This window comes from Streptomyces sp. NPDC036984 (genome assembly GCF_055607665.1).
The window spans coordinates 124451-147837 of record NZ_JBVJRL010000002.1 but is presented as its reverse complement, the minus strand read 5'-3'; the positions used below and the strand labels follow the sequence as shown (position 1 = coordinate 147837).

At 71.9% G+C, this 23387-nt stretch carries 23 protein-coding genes and 1 riboswitch; of the genes, 10 read left to right on the top strand and 13 right to left on the bottom strand.

Annotation, left to right across the window (positions count from 1 at the left end):
- Positions 1-19 precede the first annotated feature (19 nt).
- On the top strand, positions 20-592 hold the full coding sequence (locus ACZ7DL_RS04655) for a hypothetical protein (RefSeq protein WP_470771396.1): 573 nt from the start codon (positions 20-22) through the stop codon (positions 590-592).
- On the opposite strand, the gene ACZ7DL_RS04650 is transcribed toward ACZ7DL_RS04655, so the two are convergent.
- From ACZ7DL_RS04650 to thrC, 6 genes are all read right to left on the bottom strand, one after another.
- Positions 589-2157, bottom strand: a complete 1569-nt coding sequence (locus tag ACZ7DL_RS04650) for a carboxylesterase/lipase family protein (RefSeq protein ID WP_470771395.1) — start codon at positions 2155-2157, stop codon at positions 589-591. The two genes, ACZ7DL_RS04655 and ACZ7DL_RS04650, sit on opposite strands and share 4 nt — an antisense overlap.
- Positions 2158-2212: 55 nt before the next feature.
- Positions 2213-3385 carry an NADH:flavin oxidoreductase gene (locus ACZ7DL_RS04645; RefSeq protein ID WP_470771394.1) on the bottom strand — a complete coding sequence of 391 codons (1173 nt, stop codon included), beginning with the start codon at positions 3383-3385 and terminating at the stop codon, positions 2213-2215.
- A gap of 222 nt (positions 3386-3607) precedes the next feature.
- On the bottom strand, positions 3608-5230 hold the full coding sequence (groL, locus tag ACZ7DL_RS04640) for a chaperonin GroEL (protein ID WP_014673417.1): 1623 nt from the start codon (positions 5228-5230) through the stop codon (positions 3608-3610).
- 299 nt (positions 5231-5529) lie between these two features.
- Positions 5530-5733: a cold-shock protein gene (locus ACZ7DL_RS04635; protein ID WP_004929928.1), complete on the bottom strand. Its 204-nt coding sequence runs from the start codon at positions 5731-5733 to the stop codon at positions 5530-5532.
- Between the two features lie 430 nt (positions 5734-6163).
- Complete coding sequence (locus ACZ7DL_RS04630; RefSeq protein WP_470771393.1) at positions 6164-6439, bottom strand: MoaD/ThiS family protein; 276 nt, start codon at positions 6437-6439, stop codon at positions 6164-6166.
- On the bottom strand, positions 6436-7719 hold the full coding sequence (gene thrC / locus ACZ7DL_RS04625) for a threonine synthase (RefSeq protein WP_470771392.1): 1284 nt from the start codon (positions 7717-7719) through the stop codon (positions 6436-6438). The genes ACZ7DL_RS04630 and thrC overlap by 4 nt, the downstream gene beginning before the upstream one ends.
- 17 nt (positions 7720-7736) lie before the next feature.
- A riboswitch (SAM riboswitch) is annotated at positions 7737-7893 on the bottom strand.
- A 130-nt stretch (positions 7894-8023) separates the two neighbouring features.
- Here thrC and ACZ7DL_RS04620 point away from each other — a divergent pair.
- Together ACZ7DL_RS04620 and ACZ7DL_RS04615 are read left to right on the top strand one after the other, a co-directional pair.
- A complete protein-coding gene (locus ACZ7DL_RS04620) occupies positions 8024-8995 on the top strand; it encodes a glucosyl-3-phosphoglycerate synthase (RefSeq protein WP_470771391.1) in 972 nt (323 codons plus the stop codon).
- Between the two features lie 84 nt (positions 8996-9079).
- Positions 9080-10513 (top strand): alpha,alpha-trehalose-phosphate synthase (UDP-forming), encoded by a 1434-nt coding sequence (locus ACZ7DL_RS04615; RefSeq protein WP_470771390.1) that lies wholly within the window; start codon positions 9080-9082, stop codon positions 10511-10513.
- Positions 10514-10602: 89 nt separating this feature from the next.
- On the opposite strand, the gene otsB is transcribed toward ACZ7DL_RS04615, so the two are convergent.
- The 3 genes from otsB to ACZ7DL_RS04600 are packed head-to-tail and all read right to left on the bottom strand — an operon-like array spanning position 10603 to position 13088.
- On the bottom strand, positions 10603-11460 hold the full coding sequence (gene otsB, locus ACZ7DL_RS04610; RefSeq protein ID WP_470771389.1) for a trehalose-phosphatase: 858 nt from the start codon (positions 11458-11460) through the stop codon (positions 10603-10605).
- A gap of 36 nt (positions 11461-11496) precedes the next feature.
- On the bottom strand, positions 11497-11721 hold the full coding sequence (locus ACZ7DL_RS04605; RefSeq protein ID WP_470771388.1) for a DUF3263 domain-containing protein: 225 nt from the start codon (positions 11719-11721) through the stop codon (positions 11497-11499).
- Positions 11722-11756: 35 nt separating this feature from the next.
- On the bottom strand, positions 11757-13088 hold the full coding sequence (locus tag ACZ7DL_RS04600) for an ABC transporter substrate-binding protein (protein ID WP_470771387.1): 1332 nt from the start codon (positions 13086-13088) through the stop codon (positions 11757-11759).
- A gap of 64 nt (positions 13089-13152) precedes the next feature.
- Between ACZ7DL_RS04600 and ACZ7DL_RS04595 the strand changes: the two genes are divergently transcribed.
- The 3 genes from ACZ7DL_RS04595 (at position 13153) to ACZ7DL_RS04585 (ending at position 16395) form a co-directional block, all read left to right on the top strand.
- Positions 13153-14100, top strand: a complete 948-nt coding sequence (locus tag ACZ7DL_RS04595) for an ROK family protein (RefSeq protein WP_470771972.1) — start codon at positions 13153-13155, stop codon at positions 14098-14100.
- 71 nt (positions 14101-14171) lie between these two features.
- The gene (nagA, locus tag ACZ7DL_RS04590; RefSeq protein ID WP_470771970.1) at positions 14172-15344 is read left to right on the top strand and encodes an N-acetylglucosamine-6-phosphate deacetylase; all 1173 of its coding nucleotides are present in this window, start codon (positions 14172-14174) and stop codon (positions 15342-15344) included.
- Positions 15345-15465: 121 nt separating this feature from the next.
- On the top strand, positions 15466-16395 hold the full coding sequence (locus tag ACZ7DL_RS04585) for a 1-phosphofructokinase family hexose kinase (protein WP_470771386.1): 930 nt from the start codon (positions 15466-15468) through the stop codon (positions 16393-16395).
- Here ACZ7DL_RS04585 and ACZ7DL_RS04580 read toward each other — a convergent pair.
- Positions 16392-17330, bottom strand: coding sequence for a carbohydrate-binding protein (locus ACZ7DL_RS04580; protein WP_470771385.1), 939 nt, complete (start codon positions 17328-17330; stop codon positions 16392-16394). The two genes, ACZ7DL_RS04585 and ACZ7DL_RS04580, sit on opposite strands and share 4 nt — an antisense overlap.
- A gap of 118 nt (positions 17331-17448) precedes the next feature.
- Positions 17449-19104 carry a diguanylate cyclase CdgB gene (gene cdgB, locus ACZ7DL_RS04575; protein WP_470771384.1) on the bottom strand — a complete coding sequence of 552 codons (1656 nt, stop codon included), beginning with the start codon at positions 19102-19104 and terminating at the stop codon, positions 17449-17451.
- A 431-nt stretch (positions 19105-19535) separates the two neighbouring features.
- Between cdgB and ACZ7DL_RS04570 the strand changes: the two genes are divergently transcribed.
- Together ACZ7DL_RS04570 and ACZ7DL_RS04565 are read left to right on the top strand one after the other, a co-directional pair.
- Positions 19536-20027 carry a flavin reductase family protein gene (locus ACZ7DL_RS04570; RefSeq protein WP_470771969.1) on the top strand — a complete coding sequence of 164 codons (492 nt, stop codon included), beginning with the start codon at positions 19536-19538 and terminating at the stop codon, positions 20025-20027.
- A 66-nt stretch (positions 20028-20093) separates the two neighbouring features.
- The gene (locus ACZ7DL_RS04565; protein WP_470771383.1) at positions 20094-20552 is read left to right on the top strand and encodes a GNAT family N-acetyltransferase; all 459 of its coding nucleotides are present in this window, start codon (positions 20094-20096) and stop codon (positions 20550-20552) included.
- Between the two features lie 113 nt (positions 20553-20665).
- Here ACZ7DL_RS04565 and ACZ7DL_RS04560 read toward each other — a convergent pair whose 3' ends face one another.
- Complete coding sequence (locus ACZ7DL_RS04560) at positions 20666-21505, bottom strand: sigma-70 family RNA polymerase sigma factor (RefSeq protein ID WP_470771382.1); 840 nt, start codon at positions 21503-21505, stop codon at positions 20666-20668.
- A gap of 147 nt (positions 21506-21652) precedes the next feature.
- Positions 21653-22090, bottom strand: a complete 438-nt coding sequence (gene arfB, locus ACZ7DL_RS04555) for an alternative ribosome rescue aminoacyl-tRNA hydrolase ArfB (protein WP_470771381.1) — start codon at positions 22088-22090, stop codon at positions 21653-21655.
- Between the two features lie 179 nt (positions 22091-22269).
- Between arfB and ACZ7DL_RS04550 the strand changes: the two genes are divergently transcribed.
- Entirely contained in the window at positions 22270-22845 is a 576-nt protein-coding gene (locus ACZ7DL_RS04550) for a TerD family protein (protein WP_470771380.1), read from the top strand.
- 151 nt (positions 22846-22996) lie between these two features.
- Positions 22997-23287, top strand: a complete 291-nt coding sequence (locus ACZ7DL_RS04545; protein WP_470771379.1) for a GNAT family N-acetyltransferase — start codon at positions 22997-22999, stop codon at positions 23285-23287.
- The last annotated feature ends 100 nt before the right edge of the window (positions 23288-23387 follow it).

Below are 23387 nucleotides of genomic sequence, written 5' to 3'. Positions count from 1 at the left end.
GGAGGAGGGACCGACCGATATGAATCATGCCCAGCTCACCGCCCTGGGACGGGCTCTTCGGCTGCTCGGGGAGCACGGGGAGGCACTGACCGCCGACACGCCGGACGCCCGGCTGTACGAGGTCAGGGACGATCTCCGGCGGGCCCTCGACCTGCTGGACGACAGCGTCACCACCGGTGCGCCCGCCACCCGGTGTCCCGAGCATCCGCAGGGCCCCGTGGACGAGAGCGCGCCCGACCTGTGTCTGCTGTGCGAGACCCGGCGCCGGGCCGCCCGGCGGTCGGAGTTCCAGGGCAGCAGGCCCCGGCCGGTCGAGCCGGCCCCCTCGGCCCCCTCCCGGTACGGCGTGCGCGGTGACCGGCCGCAGCCCCAGCAGCGGTGGCTGCCGGAGCTGTGGAACGGGCAGGAGTGGCAGCTGTGCGGGACGCCGAGGAGGGACCGGCACGAGGCCGAGGCCTATCTCGCCGCACAGCGGCGCGGATCCCGGCCCGCCATGGCCTACCGGCTCGTGCACGAGTTCACCGACTACGAGGTGCTGCGGGTGTGGGGGACGCCGGTACGGGTCGACATCGAGCCGCTGGGCAACCTCTAGGCCGACAGGACCTGGGGGAGCAGCGGCAGGGGCGGGATCTCGTGGCCCTCCCACAGGCGTCTGCTGCGCTCCTCCGGGTAGGCCGTGACCGTCGGCTCCGCGTCGAGTATCCGCACCGGGCGCGCCTCAATGTCGTACGCCGGCCAGCCCGGGTCTCCCGTCCGGGCGAACGACGTCCAGGAGCGGCGGAAGCGGGCCGCCAGCTCCTCCGCCTCGGCCGGGATGTCCGCCCCCGCGAAGAGCAGACCGCCCAGGACGGCGCGGTACGTGCCGAAGAGCAGGGCGACGTCCAGGACATGGCAGGCGCCCAGGACGCCGCCGTTGCCCGGGGCCGGCCAGGTCAGTTCGTAGACGTGGGCGCTGCCGCCGCCCCTCAGCTGGGCCTCGGCGAGACGCAGGGTCGGTATCGCGATCAGCCAGTCCGTCTGGACCCGTTCGAACAGCGCGGACGGGGAGGCGTCCGGGAAGGCCGCGCGGTAGGCGCGCTCGCCCGCCTCGCCGCCCGGGGCCAGCAGGCGCAGGGTCCCCGTCAGCTGCTCGTCCGTGACCGTGCCGAGCATGCCGCCCATGGCCATGAAGAGACGGAACTCGTCGCGGTTGTGGCCGACCAGGAGGTCCACCTCGCGGGCCGCCCCCGCCGCGAGCGCCTGCCAGGGGGTGGTGGGCAGGACGTCGCCGTCGACGACCGGGGCGAACGGGCTGGCCGTCGGTGCCGCCTGGCCCCAGCTGCCGGTGTACTGGTGCATCTTGGCGCTCAGCGCCTGTCCGGCGTCCGTCAGCCGGCGCGGGTCGACGGCGGCCAGGTCCGCCGCCGTGGGCTTTTGGCCCGCCTCCGCCGCCAGCGCCACCGCGATGTCGCGCGCCAGCTCGGCGGAGAAGAACGTGCCGGGCACGCTCTGGGCCACCGCCCGGCGGAACAGGCCGCGGGCCCTCGGCATGGCCAGCAGCGAGGCCACCGAGCCCGCTCCGGCCGACTCGCCGAAGACGGTGACCCGGCCGGGATCGCCGCCGAACGCCGCGATGTTCGCCTGCACCCACTCCAGGGCCGCCACCTGGTCCAGCAGGCCCCGGTTCGCGGGGGCGCCGTCGAGGAGGGTGAACCCCTCCATGCCGAGCCGGTAATTGAGGGTGACCACGACGACGTCGCCGTCCCGGGCGATGCGCTGCGCGTCATAGGCGGGCAGGCCGGCGTGGCCCATCCGGTACGAGCCGCCGTGGATCCACACCATGACCGGACGGCCGGCGGCCGGGTCCGGCTCGGGCGTCCACACGTTCACCGTCAGCCAGTCGTCACCGGTGGGGCCGGGCGGCGCGGCCGCACCGCCCTGGGTGCCCACGTCCTGCGGGGGCGGGGGCCCGAAGGCGCACGCCTCCCGCGTGCCGTCCCAGGGCCGGACCGGGCGCGGGGCCCGGAACCGGGCCTCGCCCACCGGCGGTTCGGCGTAGGGGATGCCCCGGAAGACCGCCAGGCCGTCCTCGTGGCGACCGCGCACGGCGCCGGAGGCGGTGCGCACCACGGGTCCGGCGGTCCACGCCGCCCGGCCCCCGGACTCGCTCGTCGTCATGCTCGCTCCTCACTGGTCATCAGAGGAACGCACGACGGCGATCACGAGTGCCCGGTCAGCTGAGGGTCTTCACCGCGGCCGCGTCGTACGGCTTCAGCTCGTCGAAGCGGTCGGCGAGCACCTTGGCGGCCCACTCGGGGTCCTGGAGCAGCGCGCGGCCGACGGCCACCATGTCGAACTCGTCCGCCTCCAGGCGGTCCAGGAGGTTGTCGATGCCCTTGACCGGGGAGCCCTCGCCCTGGAAGGCGTTGACGAAGTCGCCGTCGAGGCCGACCGAGCCGACGGTGATGACCTGCTTGCCGGTGAGCTTCTTCGTCCAGCCGGCCAGGTTCAGGTCGGAGCCGTCGAACTCGGGCAGCCAGTAGCGGCGGGTGGAGGCGTGGAAGACGTCGACGCCGGCCGCGGCGAGCGGGGTCAGGATGGCCTCCAGCTCCTCGGGGGTCTCGGCGAGCCGGGCGGTGTAGTCCTGCTGCTTCCACTGCGAGTAGCGGAAGAGGATGGGGAACTCGGGCGAAACCGCCTCGCGGACCGCGGCGACGATCTCCGCGGCGAACTTGGTGCGGGCCACCGGGTCCCCGCCGTAGGCGTCCGTGCGCCGGTTGGTGCCCTCCCACAGGAACTGGTCGACGAGGTAGCCGTGGGCGCCGTGGATCTCCACGCCGTCGAAGCCGATGCGCTCCGCGTCGGCCGCGGCCTCGGCGAACGCGCCGATGACGGCGTCCAGGTCCGCCTGCGTCATGGCCTTGCCGGTGGGCTCGGCGCCCGCGGTGGTGATGCCGGAGGGGCCGACGGCGGGAGCGTCCGGGAAGGGAGCGTCACCTTCCTTGCGGACCATGCCGATGTGCCACAGCTGCGGCACGATGGTGCCGCCGGCCGCGTGCACGTCCTCGGCGACCTTCGCCCAGCCCGCCAGTTGCTCCTCCCCGTGGAACCGCGGCACCCGGTCGCTCTGCCCGGCCGACTCGTGGCCCACGTAGGTGCCCTCGGTGACGATGAGACCCACGCCGGCGGCGGCTCGGCGCGCGTAGTAGGAGCGCACGTCCTCGCCCGGTATGCCGCCCGGGGAGAACATGCGGGTCATCGGCGCCATCACGATCCGGTTCGGGACGGTGAGGCCGCCCAGGGCGATCGGGCGGGAGAGGATCTGTGCCGCGCGGGAGGCGGGGGGCGTGGTGGTCACGTGCGGGGCTCCTCGGGAGAGGTTCGGTCGACCGGCTGGTATGTGCATGCGCATTGTTGCACTCACTCAAGCAACCGCCTATGCGGTGCGGCACATTCCAGAACCCGGACGAGCGGTCACGTGATCCCGGCCACACGGCCGTCGGTCCGTACGAAGGAGGGAACGGTGGGGCGCCCCGAGGGGATGACGGCCCGAAACGCCCGAGGGCGGCACCCCCTGCCACAGACAGGGAGTGCCGCCCTCGGAAAAGGACAGGTGATCCGGGAAGGATCAGAAGTCCATGTCACCGCCCGGCATGCCGCCGCCGGCCGGCGCGGCGGCCTTCTCCGGCTTGTCGGCGATGACGGCCTCGGTGGTGAGGAACAGCGCGGCGATGGAGGCGGCGTTCTGCAGGGCGGAACGGGTCACCTTCGCCGGGTCGATGATGCCCTCGGCGACCAGGTCGACGTACTCGCCGGTCGCGGCGTTCAGGCCGTGGCCCGGGGTCAGGTTGCGCACCTTCTCCACCACGACACCGCCCTCGAGGCCGGCGTTGACGGCGATCTGCTTCAGCGGGGCCTCCAGGGCGATGCGCACGGCGTTGGCGCCGGTCGCCTCGTCACCCTCCAGCTCCAGCTTCTCGAAGACCTGGGAGGCCTGGAGCAGGGCCACGCCACCGCCGGCGACGATGCCCTCCTCGACGGCCGCCTTCGCGTTGCGGACGGCGTCCTCGATGCGGTGCTTGCGCTCCTTGAGCTCCACCTCGGTGGCGGCACCGGCCTTGATGACGGCCACGCCGCCCGCGAGCTTCGCCAGGCGCTCCTGGAGCTTCTCGCGGTCGTAGTCCGAGTCGCTGTTCTCGATCTCGGCGCGGATCTGGTTCACGCGGCCGTTGACCTGCTCGGAGGAGCCGGCACCGTCGACGATGGTGGTCTCGTCCTTGGTGATGACGACCTTGCGGGCGCGGCCCAGGAGGTCCAGGGTCGCGTTCTCCAGCTTGAGGCCGACCTCCTCGGAGATGACCTCGCCGCCCGTGAGGATGGCGATGTCGCCGAGCATGGCCTTGCGGCGGTCGCCGAAGCCCGGGGCCTTGACGGCGACGGACTTGAAGGTGCCGCGGATCTTGTTGACGACCAGGGTCGACAGGGCCTCGCCCTCGACGTCCTCGGCGATGATCAGCAGCGGCTTGCCCGACTGCATGACCTTCTCCAGGAGCGGGAGCAGGTCCTTGACCGAGGAGATCTTGGAGTTGGCGATGAGGATGTACGGGTCCTCGAGCACCGCCTCCATGCGCTCCATGTCGGTCGCGAAGTAGGCGGAGATGTAGCCCTTGTCGAAGCGCATACCCTCGGTGAGCTCGAGCTCCAGGCCGAAGGTGTTGCTCTCCTCGACGGTGATGACGCCTTCCTTGCCGACCTTGTCCATGGCCTCGGCGATCAGCTCGCCGATCTGGGTGTCGGCGGCGGAGATGGAGGCCGTGGAGGCGATCTGCTCCTTGGTCTCGACGTCCTTCGCCTGCTCCAGCAGGGCGGCGGAGACGGCCTCGACGGCCTTCTCGATACCGCGCTTCAGGGCCATCGGGTTGGCACCGGCGGCGACGTTGCGCAGACCCTCCTTGACCAGGGCCTGGGCGAGCACGGTCGCGGTGGTCGTACCGTCACCGGCGACGTCGTCCGTCTTCTTGGCGACTTCCTTGACCAGCTCGGCGCCGATCTTCTCGTACGGGTCCTCGAGCTCGATCTCCTTGGCGATGGAGACACCATCGTTGGTGATCGTGGGGGCGCCCCACTTCTTCTCGAGGACGACGTTGCGGCCCTTGGGGCCGAGCGTCACCTTCACGGCGTCCGCGAGCTGGTTCATGCCGCGCTCGAGGCCGCGCCGCGCCTCCTCGTCGAACGCGATGATCTTGGCCATGTGAAGTGGTCCCTCCAGGACTGGGGGTGATTCCTTCGGACCGCGCCCGCGCCCGCGACGGACGGCTCGCCGGCCTCGTGGTTCCTTGCCCCACCCGGCCTGCGGGCCTCACCGACCCGGTCCTTCACTGTCACTCTCACCTTCAGAGTGCTAACGCAATGATTAGCACTCGGCATGGTCGAGTGCAAGCGCCCGAGGGGGGTACGGCACCGCGTCAGCCGCCCGCGAACAGAGGAACCCCGGGCACGGCGAAGGGCCCGCACCCTCTGCGAGGTGCGGGCCCTTCGTACAAGAAACGTTCAGGCGCTGAGGCGAACCATGTCGGCCTGCGGGCCCTTCTGGCCCTGCGAGATCTCGAACTCCACCCGCTGGCCCTCTTCCAGGGTGCGGTAGCCGTCCATCTGAATGGCGCTGTAGTGGACGAAGACGTCCGCACCACCGTCGACCGCGATGAAGCCGTACCCCTTCTCCGCGTTGAACCACTTGACGGTGCCCTGAGCCATGCCTAACTCCCCTATTACTGGCCCTTGCACAGATCCGCACTTCGCGGACCCGGGTCAGACCTCACCCCCCATTGGTCGGGGGCGTGCGCCGGAACGCGTCGACCGCGGCTGAATGTATCTGTCCAACTGCCGTCTGCAACAGGTCAATCGGACGAGAATTCTGGACGCGAGCGGTCCGGAATGTGCCGAGAATTCATCCGAATTCAGGGCAAGTCGGGCCTCATAAAAGGCGCAAAAGCCGCATAAAACCCGCACACTTTGGCTACTTCTTGTCGGGCGTGCGGCATGAATCCAGGGCCTGCGACCCGAAGGCCGCGACCGCGTTCCCCAACTCTACCGCGCTCAATCACGCAGAATTGCCCCCTCCGTTTCTCTCACGGAGGGGGCAATCCGATGAACAGCCGGTAACCGGGGTTACCGAGGGTAATAATCAGCCGCCGGCGACGGCCGGGATGATGGAGACACCGGCGCCTTCGGGCGTCGCCGTCTCCAGGCCCTGCTCGAAGCGGACGTCGTCGTCGTTGACGTACACGTTGACGAACCGGCGCAGCTTGCCCTGGTCGTCCAGGACGCGCGCGGCGATGCCGGTGTGGTTCTTCTCCAGGTCGGCGATGACCTCGGCGAGGGTCGCGCCCTCGGCGGCGACCTCGGCCCGGCCGCCGGTGTAGGTGCGCAGGATGGTGGGGATGCGAACGGTCACGCTCATGCGAGGCCAGCCTCTCGGAAGGAGTCCAGGGTCGGGCGGATGGTGGCGGTGAGGCCGGTCCCGGCCACCGCGTCCAGGGTCTTCAGGCCGTCGCCGGTGTTGAGGACGACCGTGGTCTTCGCCGGGTCCAGCAGGCCCTCCTTGAGCAGCTTGCGGGTGACGCCGACAGTCACCCCGCCCGCCGTCTCCGCGAAGATGCCCTCCGTACGCGCCAGCAGCTTGATCGCGTCCACGACCTCCTCGTCCGTCACGTCCTCCACCGCGCCGCCGGTACGGCGGGCGATGTCCAGGACGTAGGGACCGTCGGCCGGGTTGCCGATGGCGAGGGACTTGGCGATGGTGTTCGGCTTCTGGGGGCGGACCACGTCGTGCCCGGCCTTGAAGGCGGTGGACACCGGGGAGCAGCCCTCGGCCTGGGCACCGAAGATCTTGTACGGCTTGTCCTCGACCAGCCCGAGCTTGATCAGCTCCTGCAGACCCTTGTCGATCTTCGTGAGCTGGGAGCCGGAGGCGATCGGGACGACGATCTGGTCGGGCAGCTGCCAGCCGAGCTGCTCGCAGATCTCGTACGCCAGGGTCTTGGAGCCCTCCGCGTAGTACGGCCGCAGGTTGACGTTGACGAAGCCCCAGCCCTCGCCGGCCGGGTCGCCGATCAGCTCGGAGCAGAAGCGGTTCACATCGTCGTAGTTGCCCTCGATGCCCACCAGCTCGCCGCCGTAGACCGCGGCCATGACGACCTTGCCCTGCTCCAGGTCGTGCGGGATGAACACGCACGAGCGGAGGCCGGCCCGGGCGGCGGCGGCGCCGACGGCGCCGGCCAGGTTGCCGGTGGAGGAGCAGGAGAGGGTGGTGAAGCCGAAGGCGCGGGCGGCCTCCAGGGCCTGGGCGACCACGCGGTCCTTGAAGGAGTGTGTCGGGTTGCCGGAGTCGTCCTTCACGTACAGACCGCCGGTCACGCCCAGCTCGCGGGCGAGGTTGTCGGCCTTGACGAGCTTGGTCCAGCCCGGGTTGAGGTTGGGCTTGTCGGTGACGTCCGCCGGGACCGGCAGCAGCGGCGCGTAGCGCCAGATGTTCGCGGGGCCGGCCTCGATACGGCGGCGCAGCTCCTCGGTGTCGTACGCGGAGAAGTCGTAGGCGATCTCCAGCGGGCCGAAGCACTCCTCGCAGGCGAAGACCGGGCCGAGCGGCACGCGGTGACCGCACTCGCGACAGCTCAGAGCGGCGGCGGGACCGAGGTCGACGGTGGAATCGCTGGTGGTTGCAACTGTCTGCACAGCCATGGAGGCGAGGCCCTTTCTCCTCATCTTCCTCACGACGCATCTCGCCGTGAGACGGATTTGGCACCTTCCCTAGCCGGGAGCCTCGCGGAAACGATCAGAACTGATCTACGAGAACCGACTGGAGGGTTGCCGGGGCTTCATCGGGCCGTGTCCCTCTGCCCCTCTGGATGAGCTGTATGCGGTTGTGGACGCTCGTGACCCCCGACATGCGATGGTCATCGGCGTTGTTCAAGACTGTAACCGACGGCCAGGACAGTTGAGATAGTCGTCCGAACCGCGAGACAAGAGTGAGGAGCCGCAGACTGTGCTGGAAGAAGTCGAGCGCTGGCTGACCACCCGGTCCTGGTCCGTGGCCGACCGCCCCCTCCACCGCATACTCGCCGCCAAGCAGCGCACGGGCCAGACGGTCAGCGTCGTGCTGCCCGCGCTCAACGAGGAGAAGACGGTCGGCGACATCGTCACCGTCATCCGCCGCGACCTCGTCGAGCAGGTACCGCTCGTCGACGAGGTCGTGGTCGTGGACTCCGGCTCCACCGACCGCACCTCCGAGGTCGCCGCGCGCGCCGGCGCCCGGGTCGTCCACCGCGACGAGATCCTGCCCCGCATCCCCGCCGTCCCCGGCAAGGGCGAGGTGCTGTGGCGTTCGCTGCTGGTGACCGGCGGGGACATCCTCTGCTTCATCGACGCCGACCTGCGGGAGTTCTCCTCGGACTTCGTCTCCGGGATCGTCGGCCCGCTGCTCACCGACCCGGAGGTCGACCTGGTCAAGGCGATGTACGACCGCCCGCTCACCACCGAGTCCGATGCGCCGGCCTCCGGCAGGGCCGCCGGGCAGGGCGGCCGGGTCACCGAGCTGATGGCCCGCCCGCTGCTGAACATGCACTGGCCGCAGCTCGCCGGCTTCGTGCAGCCGCTGGGCGGCGAGTACGCGGCCCGCCGCTCGCTGCTGGAGCAGCTGCCGTTCCCCGTCGGCTACGGCGTGGAGCTGGGCATGCTGGTGGACGCGCTGCACCTGGTGGGCCTGGACGCGCTGGCCCAGGTGGACGTGGGGGTGCGCAAGCACCGGCACCAGGACGGGCAGGCGCTGGGCCGGATGGCGGCCGCCATCTACCGCACGGCCCAGCTCCGGCTGGCCCGCGGCCATCTGATCCGGCCCACGCTGACCCAGTTCGAGCGGGGCGAGGACGGGTTCGAGCCCCGCACCTACTCGGTCGACACCGAGGAACGGCCGCCCATGCTGGAGATCGCGGAGTACGCGGAGCGAAGGGTGGCGTGAACGCGCCGTATACGGCCGCTCGCTCGCGTCTTCCCGGACGGACCGTACGTTTGAGCGTTTCCGGACCGGGCTAGGTTGAGGCGTATGGCTTCCACGCGCGGTGCTGCTGAAAAGGCTCGGGTGCTGGTCGCGTCGAATCGCGGCCCGGTCTCCTATCAGGTACGCGAAGACGGTTCGCTGCATGCCAGGCGAGGCGGCGGCGGGGTGGTCTCCGGGCTCTCCGCCATCGGGTCGGACGCGGAGTCCGTGTGGGTGTGCGCCGCCCTGGGCGACGGTGACCGGGCGGCCGTCCGGCGCGCGGACGGCGGGCTGCTGCCGGCCGAGGAGACCGGCGGGCAGCGGGTGCGGATGCTCGACATCGACGCGACCGTGCACGCCGAGGCGTACAACGGCATCGCCAACTCGGTGCTCTGGTTCGTCCACCACATGCTGTACCAGACCCCGCTGGAGCCGGTCTTCGACGCCGGGTTCCGGCGGCAGTGGGCGTCGTACGAGGCGTACAACCGGGCGTTCGCCGAGGCGCTGGCCCAGGAGGCGGCCGAGGGCGCGGCCGTGGTGATCCAGGACTACCACCTGGCCCTCGCCCCCCGCATGCTCCGCCGGCTCCGCCCCGACCTGCGCATCGGCCACTTCTCGCACACCCCCTGGGCCCCGCCGGACTACTTCCGCCTCCTTCCCGACGACATCGCCACCGAGCTGCTCAGCGGCATCCTGGGCGCGGACCGGGCGGCGTTCCTCACCCAGCGGTGGGCGGACGCGTTCACGGACTGCTGTCACACGGTGCTCGGGCCCGGCATCCCGTCCGGCACCCGGATCGGGGTGCACGGACTGGGTGCGGACGCGGACTTCCTGCGCAAGCGGGCGCACGAGGAGGACGTGGCCGAGCGGATGGCGGCGCTGCGCGAGGAGATCGGACCGGACCGGAAGACGATCGTCCGGGTGGACCGCACCGAGCTGTCCAAGAACATCGTGCGCGGGCTGCTGGCCTACGAGCAGCTGCTGGAGGACCACCCGGAGTGGCGGGAGAAGGTCGTCCACGTGGCGTTCGCCTACCCCTCCCGGCAGGATCTCGCCGTCTACCGCGACTACACCGCCGAGGTGCAGCGGGTCGCGGACGAGATCAACGGGCGGTACGGCACCGAGGGCTGGACCCCGGTGGTGCTGCACGTGAAGGACGACTTCGCGCGCTCCCTGGCCGCCTACCGGCTGGCCGACGTGGCGCTGGTGAACCCCATCCGGGACGGCATGAACCTGGTCGCCAAGGAGGTCCCGGTCGTCTCCGACGAGGGCTGCGCGCTGGTGCTGTCGCGGGAGGCCGGGGCGTACGAGGAGCTGGGCGAGGACGCGTTCGGGATCAATCCGTACGACATCCAGGGCACGGCGAAGGCCCTGCACGAGGCGCTGAGCCTGCCGGCGGCGGAGCGGGCGGAGCGGTCCAAGAGGCTGGCCGCGGCCGCCACCGCGCTGCCGCCGGCCCGGTGGTTCCTGGATCAGCTCGACGCGCTCCGGCGTGACTGAGCGACGCCCCGCACCGAGGCCCGTACGACCGCTCGGCGTGACGGAGCGGCGCCGGCCGTACGGTCCCGCGCGGGCGGCCGGTCAGGCCGTCAGCCGAGCTGAGCCGCCAGCCCCCGCAGCAGTTCCACGACGCCTTCCGGGCCGGCCACCACCAGGTCGGCCCGCTCGGCCAGTTCGGTGACCTCGGTGCTGCCGCTGCAGATCAACAGGCCGGGGGTGCCGTCGGCGCGGAGCTTGTCGACAGCGGCGAAGGCGGGGAGATCGCCCAGGTCGTCGCCTGCGTAAACGACGCATCCGGCCTTGGTGGTGCGGGCGTGGTCGAGGAGAGCCACGCCCTTGTCCATGCCCGGCGGGCGGAGCTCCAGGACCATCCGGCCGGGCTCGACGATCAGGCCGTGCCGGTTGGCGAGGTCGGCGAGGGGAGCGCGCAGCGCCTCGAACGTTGCCCACGGGTCGGCGGCACGGCGGGTGTGGACGGCGAGGGCCCGGCCCTTCTCTTCGACCCAGGTGCCCGGTCCGGCGCCGGCCCGCTCCAGCAGGCGCGGCAGCTCGGCGCGGACGGCGGCCACGCCGGGGTGCGGGGGCGGCGCGGTGACCGTGCCGGTGGCCGCGTCCCAGCGTTCGGCGCCGTAGTGCCCGAGGACGGTGAGGTGCTCCAGGCCGGGGACGTCGGCGAAGCCGCCGTACCGGACCGCCACCTCGGGCGGGCGGCCGGTGATCACGGCGACCGAGGCGATCTTCGGGGCGAGCGCGGCCAGCGCGGGCACCGCCTCGGGGTGGGCGCGGGCCTGCTCGGGGTCGGCCACGATCGGGGCCAGCGTGCCGTCGAAGTCCAGGCCGATCAGCGCGGAGCCGGGGCGGGCCAGGAGCGCGGCCAAGCCGTCCCGGCCGGCCTGGGTGCTCGGGATCGGCAGCGGGTGCAGGGAGTCCGTCGTCTGGGTGCCCATACCGCGACCCTATCCACGAGGGCCCCGGTCCACTCCTCAGCGCTCCGCGCGCCGTGCCTCCCGGACCCGCCGCAGCCGGTTCACCGTCACCGGGTCGTGGGCCAGTGCCCCCTCGTCGTCCAGCAGGGCGTTGAGGAGCTGGTAGTAGCGAACGGGGGCCAGGCCCAGCTCCTCGCGGATCGCCCGCTCCTTCGCGCCGGCGCCCGGAAAGCCCCGGCGCTCCAGCGCGAGGATGGCCTTTTCGCGGCTGCCCAGTTCCATGGGAGCCACGGTAGCGCCGGGCACCGACAGCCGGCCTAGCTCGCGTTGCTGCTGTCGGCCGCCGTGGCCGTCGACTGGAGGCGGGCCAGGACGCCGGCGGGGCTGCCGCCGGGGGCGACCGCCTGGCCGATGTTCTGCTTCACGGCCGCGCTGACCGCCGCCCAGGAGGTCTTGCCGACGGGGTACAGCTCGGAGGTGGGCAGCTGGTCGAGGAAGGCGTGCAGCGGCTTGTCGGTGGCCGCGCCCGACGCGCTCATGGCGGTGGAGGCGGAGCTGGTGACCGGCAGCAGCCCGTACTTCCGCGAGAAGGACAGGACGTTCTTCTTGGCGTAGACGAAGTCGAGGAAGTCGCCGATCTGTTCGGCGTGTCCGTTCTGCCGGAAGCCCATCATCCAGTCGGCGACGCCCATCGAGGCCCTGGACTTGCCGGTGCGGCCCGGCATCGGGACCATGCCGAACTTCACGCCCTTCCGCTCAGCCTGCTGGATCAGCGTGGGGTGCCCGTTGAGCATGCCGACCTGTCCGTCGGCGAAGGCGGCGAAGGCGGCGGCGCGGTTGAGCTTGCCGGGGGCGACCGGTCCGGTCAGGTCCTCGCCGACCAGCTCGTCCTTGAGCCAGGTGAAGGTCGCGATGTTCTGCGCGGAGTCGATCGTGTAGGTGCCGATGTCGTCGGTGTAGCCGCTGCCGCCGTTGCCGCCGCTGAGCAGCCACTGCATGGTCTCGGCCTGGGCCTCCTCGGGGCCGAGGGGCAGCGCGTAGGGGTACTTGACCCCCTTGCCCTTGAGCGCCTCGGCGTCGGCGGCCAGCTGGTCCCAGGTGGTGGGCGGGGTGATGCCGGCCTTGGCGAACAGCGTCTTGTTGTAGAAGAGCACGCGGGTGGAGGCGGCGAACGGGATGCCGTACTGCGTGTGCTTCCACTCGCCGGCGTCCGAGAGCTGGGAGAGGAAGTCGGCCTGGGTGCGGATGGAGAGCAGGTCCGAGGCCGGGTAGAGCTTGCCCGCGGCGGCGTAGTCGGCGTAGGCGCCGATCTGGGCCAGGTCGGGGGCGTGGCCGGCGTCGACCATCTCCTTGACCTTGCGGTCGACGTCGTTCCAGGAGTAGACGCTGACCTCGACCTTCACATCGGGGTGCTGCTTCTCGTACTCCTCGGCCAGGCCGTCCCAGTACTTCTTGGAGCTGTTGGCGGCGGAGTCGCCGTAGTCGGCGGCGACCAGTCTGAGGGTCACGTCGGAGGAGCCCGTACTCCCGCAGCCGCCGAGAACCGCCGTCATGCCCAGTGCGGACAGCACCGCGATCGTTCCTGCCGTACCCCGACGCACCCTCAAAGCCCCAACCCTGCCGTCTGACCGTTCAACATATGGACACATAAGGTCTACACCACGCGAGTGGACTAGACCTCTCCCGGGTGCGAGGGTCACACTAGGCCCCGTGGTGAGACATGTCATCGCCCTGGACGTGGGCGGTACCGGGATGAAGGCCGCTCTCGTCGGCGAGGACGGCGCGCTGCTCCACCGCGCCCGCCGCGCCACCGGCCGCGAGCGCGGCCCCGACGCGGTGGTCGCGGGCATCCTCGACTTCGCCGCCGAGCTGCGCGCCCACGGCCTGGAGCACTACGGCGAACCCGCCGCAGCGGCCGGCATCGCGGTCCCCGGCATCGTCGACGAGGAGCACGGCACCGCCGTCTACGCGGCCAACCTCGGCTGGCGGGACGTACCCCTGCGGGCCCTGCTCGCCGACCGGCTCGGGGTGCCCGTCGCCCTCGGCCACGACGTCCGCACCGGCGGCCTCGCCGAGGGCCGGATCGGCGCGGGCCGGGGCACGGACCGGTTCCTGTTCGTGCCGCTGGGCACCGGGATCGCCGGCGCCATCGGCCTGAACGGACGGGTCGAGGCCGGCGCGCACGGCTTCGCCGGCGAGATCGGGCACATCGTCGTACGGCCCGGCGGCTCGGCCTGCCCCTGCGGGCAGCACGGCTGCCTGGAGCGGTACGCCTCCGCCTCCGCCGTCAGCGAGGCATGGGCCGCGGCCTGCGGGGACCCGGACGCGGACGCGGCCGACTGCGCCAAGGCCGTCGCGTCCGGCGACCCGAACGCCGTCCGGGTCTGGCAGGAGGCGGTGGACGCGCTCGCCGACGGGCTGGTCACCGCGGTCACCCTGCTGGACCCCCGCACGCTGATCATCGGTGGCGGGCTGGCCGAGGCGGGGGAAGTGTTGTTCCGACCGCTGCGGGACGCCGTCCGGCGGCGCGTCACCTTCCAGAAACCGCCCACCATCGTCCCCGCCGCGCTCGGCGACACGGCCGGCTGCCTCGGCGCGGGCCTGATCGCACGGGATCTGTTGACGACGGACACTTCTACGACTCCGGAGGTAAGCACCTGATGGCAACCGAGCGGGACGATCAGGCTCCGGGCGGGAGCAGCGCCCCGAAGGGGGCGCGGGGCGGTACGGACATGCGGCTCCGCAGCGGGGCACGACAAGCCCCCACCGGCCCGCAGGTGCTCACCGGCGCGAACGTGGTGCTCCCCACCGGCACGGTCATCGACGGACAGCTGGCCGTCGACGGCAAGCACATCGCCGGCACAGCCCCGGCCGACGCCCGGATCATCGACGTCACCGGCCACTGGCTGGTCCCCGGCTTCGTCGACATCCACAACCACGGCGGCGGCGGAGCCTCCTTCTCCGGCACCCCCGAGCAGATCCTCACCGCCGTCCACACTCACCGCCTGCACGGCACCACCACCCTCGTCGCCTCCACCGTCACCGACGAGATGGATCTGCTGGTCCGCCAGGCCGGGCTGCTGAGCGAGCTGGTCGAGCAGGGCGACATCGCGGGCATCCACTTCGAGGGGCCGTTCATCTCACCGTGCCGCAAGGGCGCGCACTCCGAGGAGCTGCTGCGCGACCCGGACCCGGCCGAGGTCCGCAAGCTGATCGACGCGGCGCGCGGCAGGGCGACGATGGTCACCCTCGCGGCCGAGCTGCCGGGCGGCATCGACTCCGTCCGGCTGCTCGCCGAGCACGGCGTGATCGCGGCGATCGGGCACACGGACGCCAGCTACGAGCAGACGGTGGAGGCGATCGACGCGGGCGCCACCGTCGCCACCCACCTCTTCAACGCCATGCCCGCCCTGAACCACCGCGCGCCCGGCCCGATCGCCGCCCTGCTGGAGGACGAGCGGGTCACGGTCGAGCTGATCAACGACGGCACCCACCTGCACCCCGCCGCGCTGGAGCTGGCCTTCCACCACGCGGGCCCGGACCGGGTCGCGTTCATCACCGACGCGATGGACGCGGCCGGCATCGGCGACGGCCGCTACATGCTCGGCCCGCTGGAGGTCGAGGTCAGCCAGGGCGTGGCCCGGCTGGTGGAGGGCGGTTCGATCGCAGGCTCCACGCTCACCCTGGACCGCGCGTTCCGGCGGGCGGTGACCGTCGACAAGCTGTCGGTGGAGGACGCCGTGACCGCCCTGTCCGCCAACCCGGCCCGGCTGCTGGGGCTGTCCGACCGCATCGGTTCCCTGGAGCCCGGCAAGGACGCCGACCTGGTCCTGCTGGACGCGGACTTCGAGGTGCGGGGCGTGATGCGGCACGGCGCATGGGTGGTCGCGCCCCAACTGGCCTGATCCGTCCGGCTTTTCCCCGCACGGCGGCCGACCCACGACTGGGCCGGCCGCCGTCTCTTTGGCATGATCGGGGCCCCGGACACGATGACAGGCGCACGGACTTCGAGGGAGGTCGGCCCGGGTGATCCTCACGGTCACGCTGAACACCGCTCTCGACATCACGTATCGCGTGCGGTCGCTGCGGCCGCACACCTCGCACCGCGTCTCGGGGGTCGTCGAGCGGCCCGGCGGCAAGGGCGTGAACGTGGCCCGGGTGCTGGCCGCCCTCGGGCACCGGGTGGCCGTCACCGGGTTCGCGGGCGGTCCGACCGGCCAGGTGCTGCGCGAGCGGCTCACGGCCGGGGGCGGACCGGTGGACGCGCTGGTGCCGGTCTCCGGGGCGACCCGGCGCACCATCGCGATCGTGGACGAGCTGACCGGTGACACCACCCAGCTGAACGAGCCGGGCCCGCAGATCGCCCCGGCCGAGTGGGCGGCCTTCCTGGACCGGTACGAGGAGCTGCTGGCCGGCGCCTCGGCGGTGGCCCTGTGCGGCAGCCTGCCGCCGGGGGTGCCGGTGGGGGCGTACGCGAACCTGGTCCGCGCGGCCCGGTCCGCCGGCGTGCCGGTCCTGCTGGACACCAGCGGTGAGCCGCTGCGCCGCGGGGTCGCCGCCCGCCCGGACGTCATCAAGCCGAACGCCGACGAGCTGGCCGAACTCACCGGCTCCCACGAGCCGTCGCGCGCCACCCAGGACGCCCGCCGGCGCGGGGCCCACGCGGTGGTCGCCTCCCTCGGCGCCGACGGCCTGCTCGCGGTGACCCCCGAGGGCCGCTGGCGGGCCGTACCGCCCGCCCGCCTCCACGGCAACCCGACCGGCGCGGGCGACTCGGCGGTCGCGGGCCTGCTGTCGGGCCTGGTCGAACGCCTCCCCTGGCCGGACCGCCTGACCCGCGCTGTCGCCCTGTCGGCGGCGACGGTACGCGCCACCGCCGCAGGCGAGTTCGACCCCGCCGCCTACGCGGAACTACTGGACCGGGTGGCGGTGTCGGGGGAGTTCAGCGCGGCCTAGCTGTCCCGCTTGACGCGGCCCTTCTTGATCCACATCTGGTCGATGAGGACGTTGCACTTGTCGCCGGGCTGGCAGGAGATCGAGATGGTGTTGGAGCCCTTGTTCAAGTTCGGCCACACGTAGGAGTTGGTCCACCCCTTGGCGAAGTCGCCCTCGGCTGCGTGCCTCCAGTTCTCCAGGCCCAGCTTGCTGCCGAACGGCTTGCCGTTGACAGTGACCGACATCGACTGGTCGTCGCCGGCGGCGCTGTAGTTGACGAAGAGGGTGTACGGGCCCTCCTCGGGAATGTCGTCGACCGTCCAGGTCACCGAGGCACCGACCTGGTTGAGCCCGCCCACGTAGCTGCCGTCGGCCGACCGCGCACCGGTGACGTCCGAAGCCCCCGCGGCACCGCCGACCAGCTGAAGGCTCTTGTCCGCGCCGTCGACCTTGGGCAGCTCGCCCGGCGTTGCCGAGCTGCTCCCCGACGGGCTCGGCTTGCCGCTCTGGGACTGGGTCGGGGCCGGGCCGGCGTCGTCGCCGGACTTGTCGTCGTCCGTGTTGCCGTTGATCATCGCGACGCCGATGCCGATGACGACCGCGGCGACGACCGCGACCGCGCCGATCAGCAGGCCCTTGGTGTTCGGGCCGCGCCGGCCGGGCGCGGGGGGCGCGGGCCGGCGGCCGGCCGGGGCGCCGCCGGGCACCGTCTCCGGTGCCTGGTAGTGGGCGCTCGGCCGGCCGTAGCCACCCTGCTGCTGGGGCCCGCCCTGGCCGTAGGCGGCCTGCGGCTGGCCGTACTGGCGCTCACCGACCGCGCGCACCCTGCTGACCGAGTTCGGGTAGCCGTAACCACCGGACGGCGGCTGGGCTCCCCGGGCCTGGCCGTCTGCGTACAGGTAGCCGAACGGGTCGTCGTCCTCGGGCGTGCTCGCGCCGTTGTCGCCGGGCGTCATCCCTTGGTACTCCTCAACAGGTGCGGGCGGATGCGGTACGGGTTTGGAATGGCGAGCCTACCCGCTCTCACTCGTCCAAACGGGTGAGTCGAACCGCATCAACACGCTGACCTGCGACTCATCCGGCGCGGCGGTGCTGTTTGGGACGAGATCGTTTCTCTACGTACATCCGTTCGTCAGCGGATTTCAGCACCTCGTCCGCCGTCATGCCGCAGTGCGCCCAGCCGATGCCGAAGCTCGCACCCACCCGGACGGCCCGGCCCTCGGCGCGGATCGGCTGGATGATCTCGTTGCGCAGCCGTACGGCGAGGTCCTGGGCGTCGGCCCGGCCCAGGCCGTCGGCGAGGATGACGAACTCGTCGCCGCCGAGCCGGGCGACCGTGTCCCCGTCCCGCACGCCGTTGCTCAGCCGGCGCGCGACCTCGATGAGGACCGCGTCGCCCGCGTTGTGCCCGAAACGGTCGTTGATCGACTTGAAGCCGTCGAGGTCGCAGAAGAGGACCGCGAGGCCCTTGGTGCCGTCGTCGCGGCCGTCCTCCGGGGCGACGGTGTGCACATGGTGGTCGAAGGCGTCGTACGCCTCCGGGGCGGGCGCGAAGTCGAAGCCGTGACCGGCGGAGCCGAGGGCCTGGGGGTGGCCGTAGGCCGCGTCCAGGGAGTCCAGGGCGTCGGCGTGGGCGGGGCGCTGGCAGAGCCGGGCCGACAGGCGGGAGCGCAGCTCGGCGGAGTTGGGCAGGCCGGTCAGCGAGTCGTGCGAGGCGCGATGGGCGAGCTGGAGCTCGCGCCGCTTGCGCTCCTCTATGTCCTCGACGTGGGTGAGCAGGAAGCGGGGGCCGTCGGCGGCGTCGGCCACGACGCTGTTGCGCAGGCTGACCCAGACATAGGTGCCGTCCCGGCGGCCCAGGCGGAGCTCCGCGCGGCCGCCCTCGGCGGAGGTGCGCAGCAGGGTGCCGATGTCCTCGGGGTGGACCAGGTCGGAGAAGGAGTAGCGGCGCATCGCGGAGGCGGGGCGGCCGAGCAGCCGGCACAGGGCGTCGTTGGTGCGCAGGATGCGGCCGTGCTGGTCGCCGCCCATCTCGGCGATGGCCATGCCGGAGGGGGCGTACTCGAAGGCCTGCCGGAAGGATTCCTCGCTGGCGCGCAGGGCCTGCTGCTCGCGTTCCAGGCGGACCAGGGCGCGCTGCATGTTGGCCCGCAGTCGGGCATTGCTGATCGCGATGGCGGCCTGGAAGGCGTACATCTGGAGCGCCTCTCGGCCCCAGGCGCCGGGGCGCCGGCCGTTGCGCGGCCGGTCGACGGAGATGACCCCGAGCAGCTCGCCGCAGGCGCCGCCCTGCACGCCCGGGGTGTACATGGGCGCGAAGAGCCGGTCGGAGGGGTGCCACTCGTCCTCGAAGCGCGGCGCGGGCCCGTCGGTGTACCACTGGGGGACGTCGTCGTCGTCCAGGACCCAGCCCTCGGTGTGCGGTATGAAGATCAGGTCGCCCCAGCGCTCACCCATGTTCAGCCGTCGGTCCCAGGACTCGCGGGAGCCGACCCGGCCGGTGATCAGGGCCTCGGCGGCGGAGTTGCCGGAGAAGGCGGCGACGACGAGGTCACCGTCGGGCCGTACGAGGTTGACGGCCGCCATCTCGTACCCGAGCGCGCCCACGGCGCCGTCGGCGACGGTCTGCAGTGTGTCCGCCAGGCTGCGTGCCGTGTTCATGTCGGCCATGACCTGGTGCAGCTGTCGCAGGGACGCAAGACGGACATACGGCTCCGACTCGGTCTCCATGCTCGCCCTCCCCCCGAGACCTCGCAGCGAATCAAGGGTTGTCTTCGGCGCTTCTCCCGCGTCTTTCGCGGCGGCTCTTTGCGTTCTTCTTGCGGCTTCCCCGCCACTGAATCACAGCGCGCTGCTCACTCGGTACACAGGGTCAACAATTCCTGCCCCTTGTGACTCAAGTCACAGGGGAACGTGAACAATTGAGGTGGAGTTTCCGCGTTTCGCCTGTGCGTTTACCGAAGGCAAGGAGTGCGGGTTCGCACACATGATGCACACAGCCGGTGCACCGTTGGTCCTAGGACCCGGCTCGTGCGAAGGGCCGATGCGGTCCGCTCGGGGCGAAGGCTAGCGTTTCCGGCGTGCTGAACTCTCCCTCCTCCACCACCCCCCTGCCTTCCGGGCATGCTGAGGGGGTGAGCAACGACGAGTTCCGGGCCGCGATGTCCCGGCTGGCCGCGGGCGTGGTCCTGGTCACGGCGCAGGAGCCGCCGCTGGACCCGGACGACCCGGGGGCGCCGGACGTGGAGGACGTCGGCATGACCGCCACCGCCTTCATGTCGGTCTCCCTCGACCCGCCGCTGGTGCTGGTCAGCCTGCGCGAGGGCGCCCGCATGGACGACCTGCTGGCCGAGCAGCCGCTGTGGGCGGTGTCCGTCCTCGCCGAGAGCCAGCGGCACATCGCGGGCCGGTTCGCCATGAAGGGCAGGATCAGCGACCGGCTGCTCTTCGAGGACATCCCCTACGTCCGCGGCGAGGCCACCGGCGCCCCGCTGGTGGGCGGCGCGCTGGCCACCCTGGAGTGCCGGACCGAGCAGCGGGTGGCCGCGGGCGACCACACCCTGGTCGTCGGCCGCGTCCTGACCGCGCACGTGCCCAGCGCGGAGGGCGGCCCCCTGCTCTATTTCCGCGGCAGATACCGGCAGTTGGGCTGAGCACGGGAATTCCGCGGACCCGAAATTCCGTGGCTGCCGGGAAACACGCGTGCCTAAGGTGCCGGGATGACAGTTCGTCTGGAAGAAGTCACGCGCGACAACTTCGACACCGCCGTGGGCATCCGCGTCCGTGCCGACCAGGAACAGAACGTCGACCCGGTCGTGAAGTCCCTCGCCGAGGCGTACGTGTATCCCGCGGGCGTCGCCTGGCCGCGCCTGATCGTCGACGACGGGCGTGCGGTCGGCTTCCTGATGGCTTTCCTCGACATCGACTGGCACGGCGACGGCAGCGTGCGCCGCTCCGGACTGTGGCGGCTGAACATCGCCGCCGGCGAACAGGGCCGGGGCTACGGCGGCTTCGCCGTCGACGCCGTGGCCGAGGAGATCCGCCGCCGCGGCGGCAAGGAGCTGTACGTCACCTGGCACCCCGGCCCGGCCGGCCCCGAGAACTTCTACCTCCGCCTGGGCTTCCACAAGAACGGCGAGACGAGCGGGGGCCAGACGGTGGGCGTGCTGCCCCTCTGACCACCCGGCCCCACCGCCCGCCGCCGCGCTCCGCTGGACCTCCCGAGGCCCCGTCCGCCAAACCCCCGCCTGCCCCGCCCTTCGACCGGACGACGGGAGTTCGACGGCAGGACCTAGACCTCCTCCACGGTGAGCTCCGCCAGACGGGCCGGGTCGGCGATGATGTCGATCACCGAGATGCGGTCGGCCACGAAGGTGAAGGCCAGCACGCGCTCCGGACGCCCGTCGGCGTACACGGCCAGGCCGGTCGCGCCGTCGACCAGCACCGGACGCGCGATGCGCGCCAGGTGGGCGAAGCTCGCCGCACCGGCGGCCACCCGGGCCGCGCCGCTGCTGACCCCGGCCTCACTGCGGGCCACCACGTCCGGGTCGAGCACCGCGAGCAGCCCGTCGAAGTCGCCGCCCCGGGCGGCGGCCAGGAAGGCGTCCACCACCTCCCGCTGCCGGGCCAGGTCGGCCTCCGGCGCCTCCACTCCCCGCACCCGGCGCCGGGCCCGGCTGGCGAGCTGCCGTGCCGCGGCCGGGTTGCGCCCGATGATGCCGCCGATCTCCTCGAAGGGCACCCCGAACAGATCGTGCAGCACGAACGCCAGCCGCTCGGCCGGCGACAGCGTGTCCAGGACGACGAGCAGGGCCGGCCCGACCGAGTCGGCGAGCAGGGCGTCGTGCGCGGGGTCCGGTTCGGCGGACGGCGCCGGCTGCCAGCTCTCCAAAGGCTCCTCACCCCGGGACCGGCGGGAGCGGAGCATGTCGAGGCAGACCCGGCCGACGACGGTCGTCAGCCAGCCGCCGAGGTTCGCCACCTCCCGGGTGTCGGACCGGCTCAGCCGGAACCACGCCTCCTGTACGGCGTCCTCGGCCTCGGCGACGGAGCCCAGCATCCGGTAGGCGACGGCCCGCAGGTGCCCCCGGTACGCCTCGAACCGCTCGGCGAGAAAGTCGTTGTCGGTCATGAGTGGGGCCGGCCTCTCCGTAGTCGTCCTGGGTGCTCCCGCACTCCGTCTGACGACGGGGAAGCCGAGGATGTGACAGAGCGGCCCCGCTCGGGTCGGCCAGGGGGCACGGTCCGTTGCCGGCCGGCACGCCCCGGAAGCAATGCCCTAGCCCCAGTCCCGGCCCGTGCGCCCGCGCTTCGTCTCGGCGCGCTGCTTCTTCTCCCGCAGCCGGCGTTCGTTGATGCCGCGCGGGATGCGGGTCGGCTTGCGGGGCTTCGGCGGCGGTGCGGTCACCTCCGCGAGGAGCGCGGCGAGGCGTACGGCGGCGGCTTCGCGGTTGCGCCACTGGGAGCGGTGCTCGGAGGCCCGTACGGACACCACCCCGTCGACGAGGCGGCCGGCCAGCCGCTCCAGCGCCCGCGCCTTCCACACCGGAGGGAGCGCCTCGGTGCGGGCCAGGTCGAAGCGCAGCTCCACCTGCGAGTCGCTGGTGTTGACGTGCTGTCCGCCGGGCCCGGACGACCTGGAGAAACGCCACATCAGCTCGGCCTCGGGAAGCGAGACCGAACCACGGATGAGATAGGGCCCGGACATGCGTCCCATGTTCCCGGTCCGGACCGGTGCACGTCACCTGGATTTCGGCTCGGTAAAAAAGGTAAAGAGCTCAGGAACCACCGGGACGCGCTGGACGTTCTTCCCGATGACGGTAGCTTCGTCGGCACAGCCGTGCACGGACGGATGTGCACGGATATGCACGGGTAACTAGGGAAGGGACTCCCAACATGGCTGTAAGCCTGTCCAAGGGTGGCAACGTCTCGCTCACCAAGGAGGCTCCGGGCCTGACCGCCGTCACCGTGGGCCTCGGCTGGGACGTCCGCACCACCACCGGCACGGACTTCGACCTGGACGCCTCCGCCATCGCGGTGAACGGCCAGGGCAAGGTCTACTCGGACGCGCACTTCGTCTTCTTCAACAACAAGCAGACCCCGGACAACTCCATCGTCCACACGGGCGACAACCGTACGGGCGAGGGTTCCGGCGACGACGAGGCGATCAACGTCAACCTGGCCGCGCTCCCGGCCGACGTCGACAAGATCGTCTTCCCGGTCTCCATCTACGACGCCGAGAACCGCGGCCAGAACTTCGGCCAGGTCCGCAACGCCTACATCCGCATCGTCAACCAGGCCGGCGGCGCCGAGATCGCGCGCTACGACCTCTCCGAGGACGCGGCCACCGAGACGGCCATGGTCTTCGGCGAGCTGTACCGCAACGGCGCGGAGTGGAAGTTCCGCGCCGTGGGCCAGGGCTACGCCTCGGGCCTGGTGGGCATCGCCCAGGACTTCGGCGTGAACGTCTGACCGGCGTGACGCATGTGAGAAGCCCCTGGTCGCGGTGGTCCGCGGCCGGGGGCTTCCGGTCTTCGGGGACCGGGGCGTCCGCTCCGGCACAGGGCGCTTGCGGTGTCCCGCGCGCTCCGTTGACCGGACGATCCTCGAGCCCCCGGCCCTCGTGATCGCGCTGGCCCAGCACCCCGGCCCGGCCGACCCGGACCCGTGGATCGGGCTGCTGATGGTCGACGCGTCCGAGCAGCGCAAGGGATACGGCCGACGGGTCGCCGCGCTGGTCGAGGAGCGCTTCCGAGCCGCCGGGCGCCTGGGCGTACGGCTCGCCGTCCTCGACAACAACCCGCGGGGCCTGCCCTTCTGGACCGCCCTCGGCTACGAGACGTTCGACCACCGCCCCGACCGCGCCCTCGGCCGCCCGTGCGCGGTCCTGCGCAAGGTGCTGCCCCGGGTGTGACGTTTCACGGCTCAACTGCGCTGTACACAGCGGGTGTTGGGCGCACTGATCGCGTCCGGATAACGGATTCCGCAGCTCGGCTTTCGGATACGAACACGTA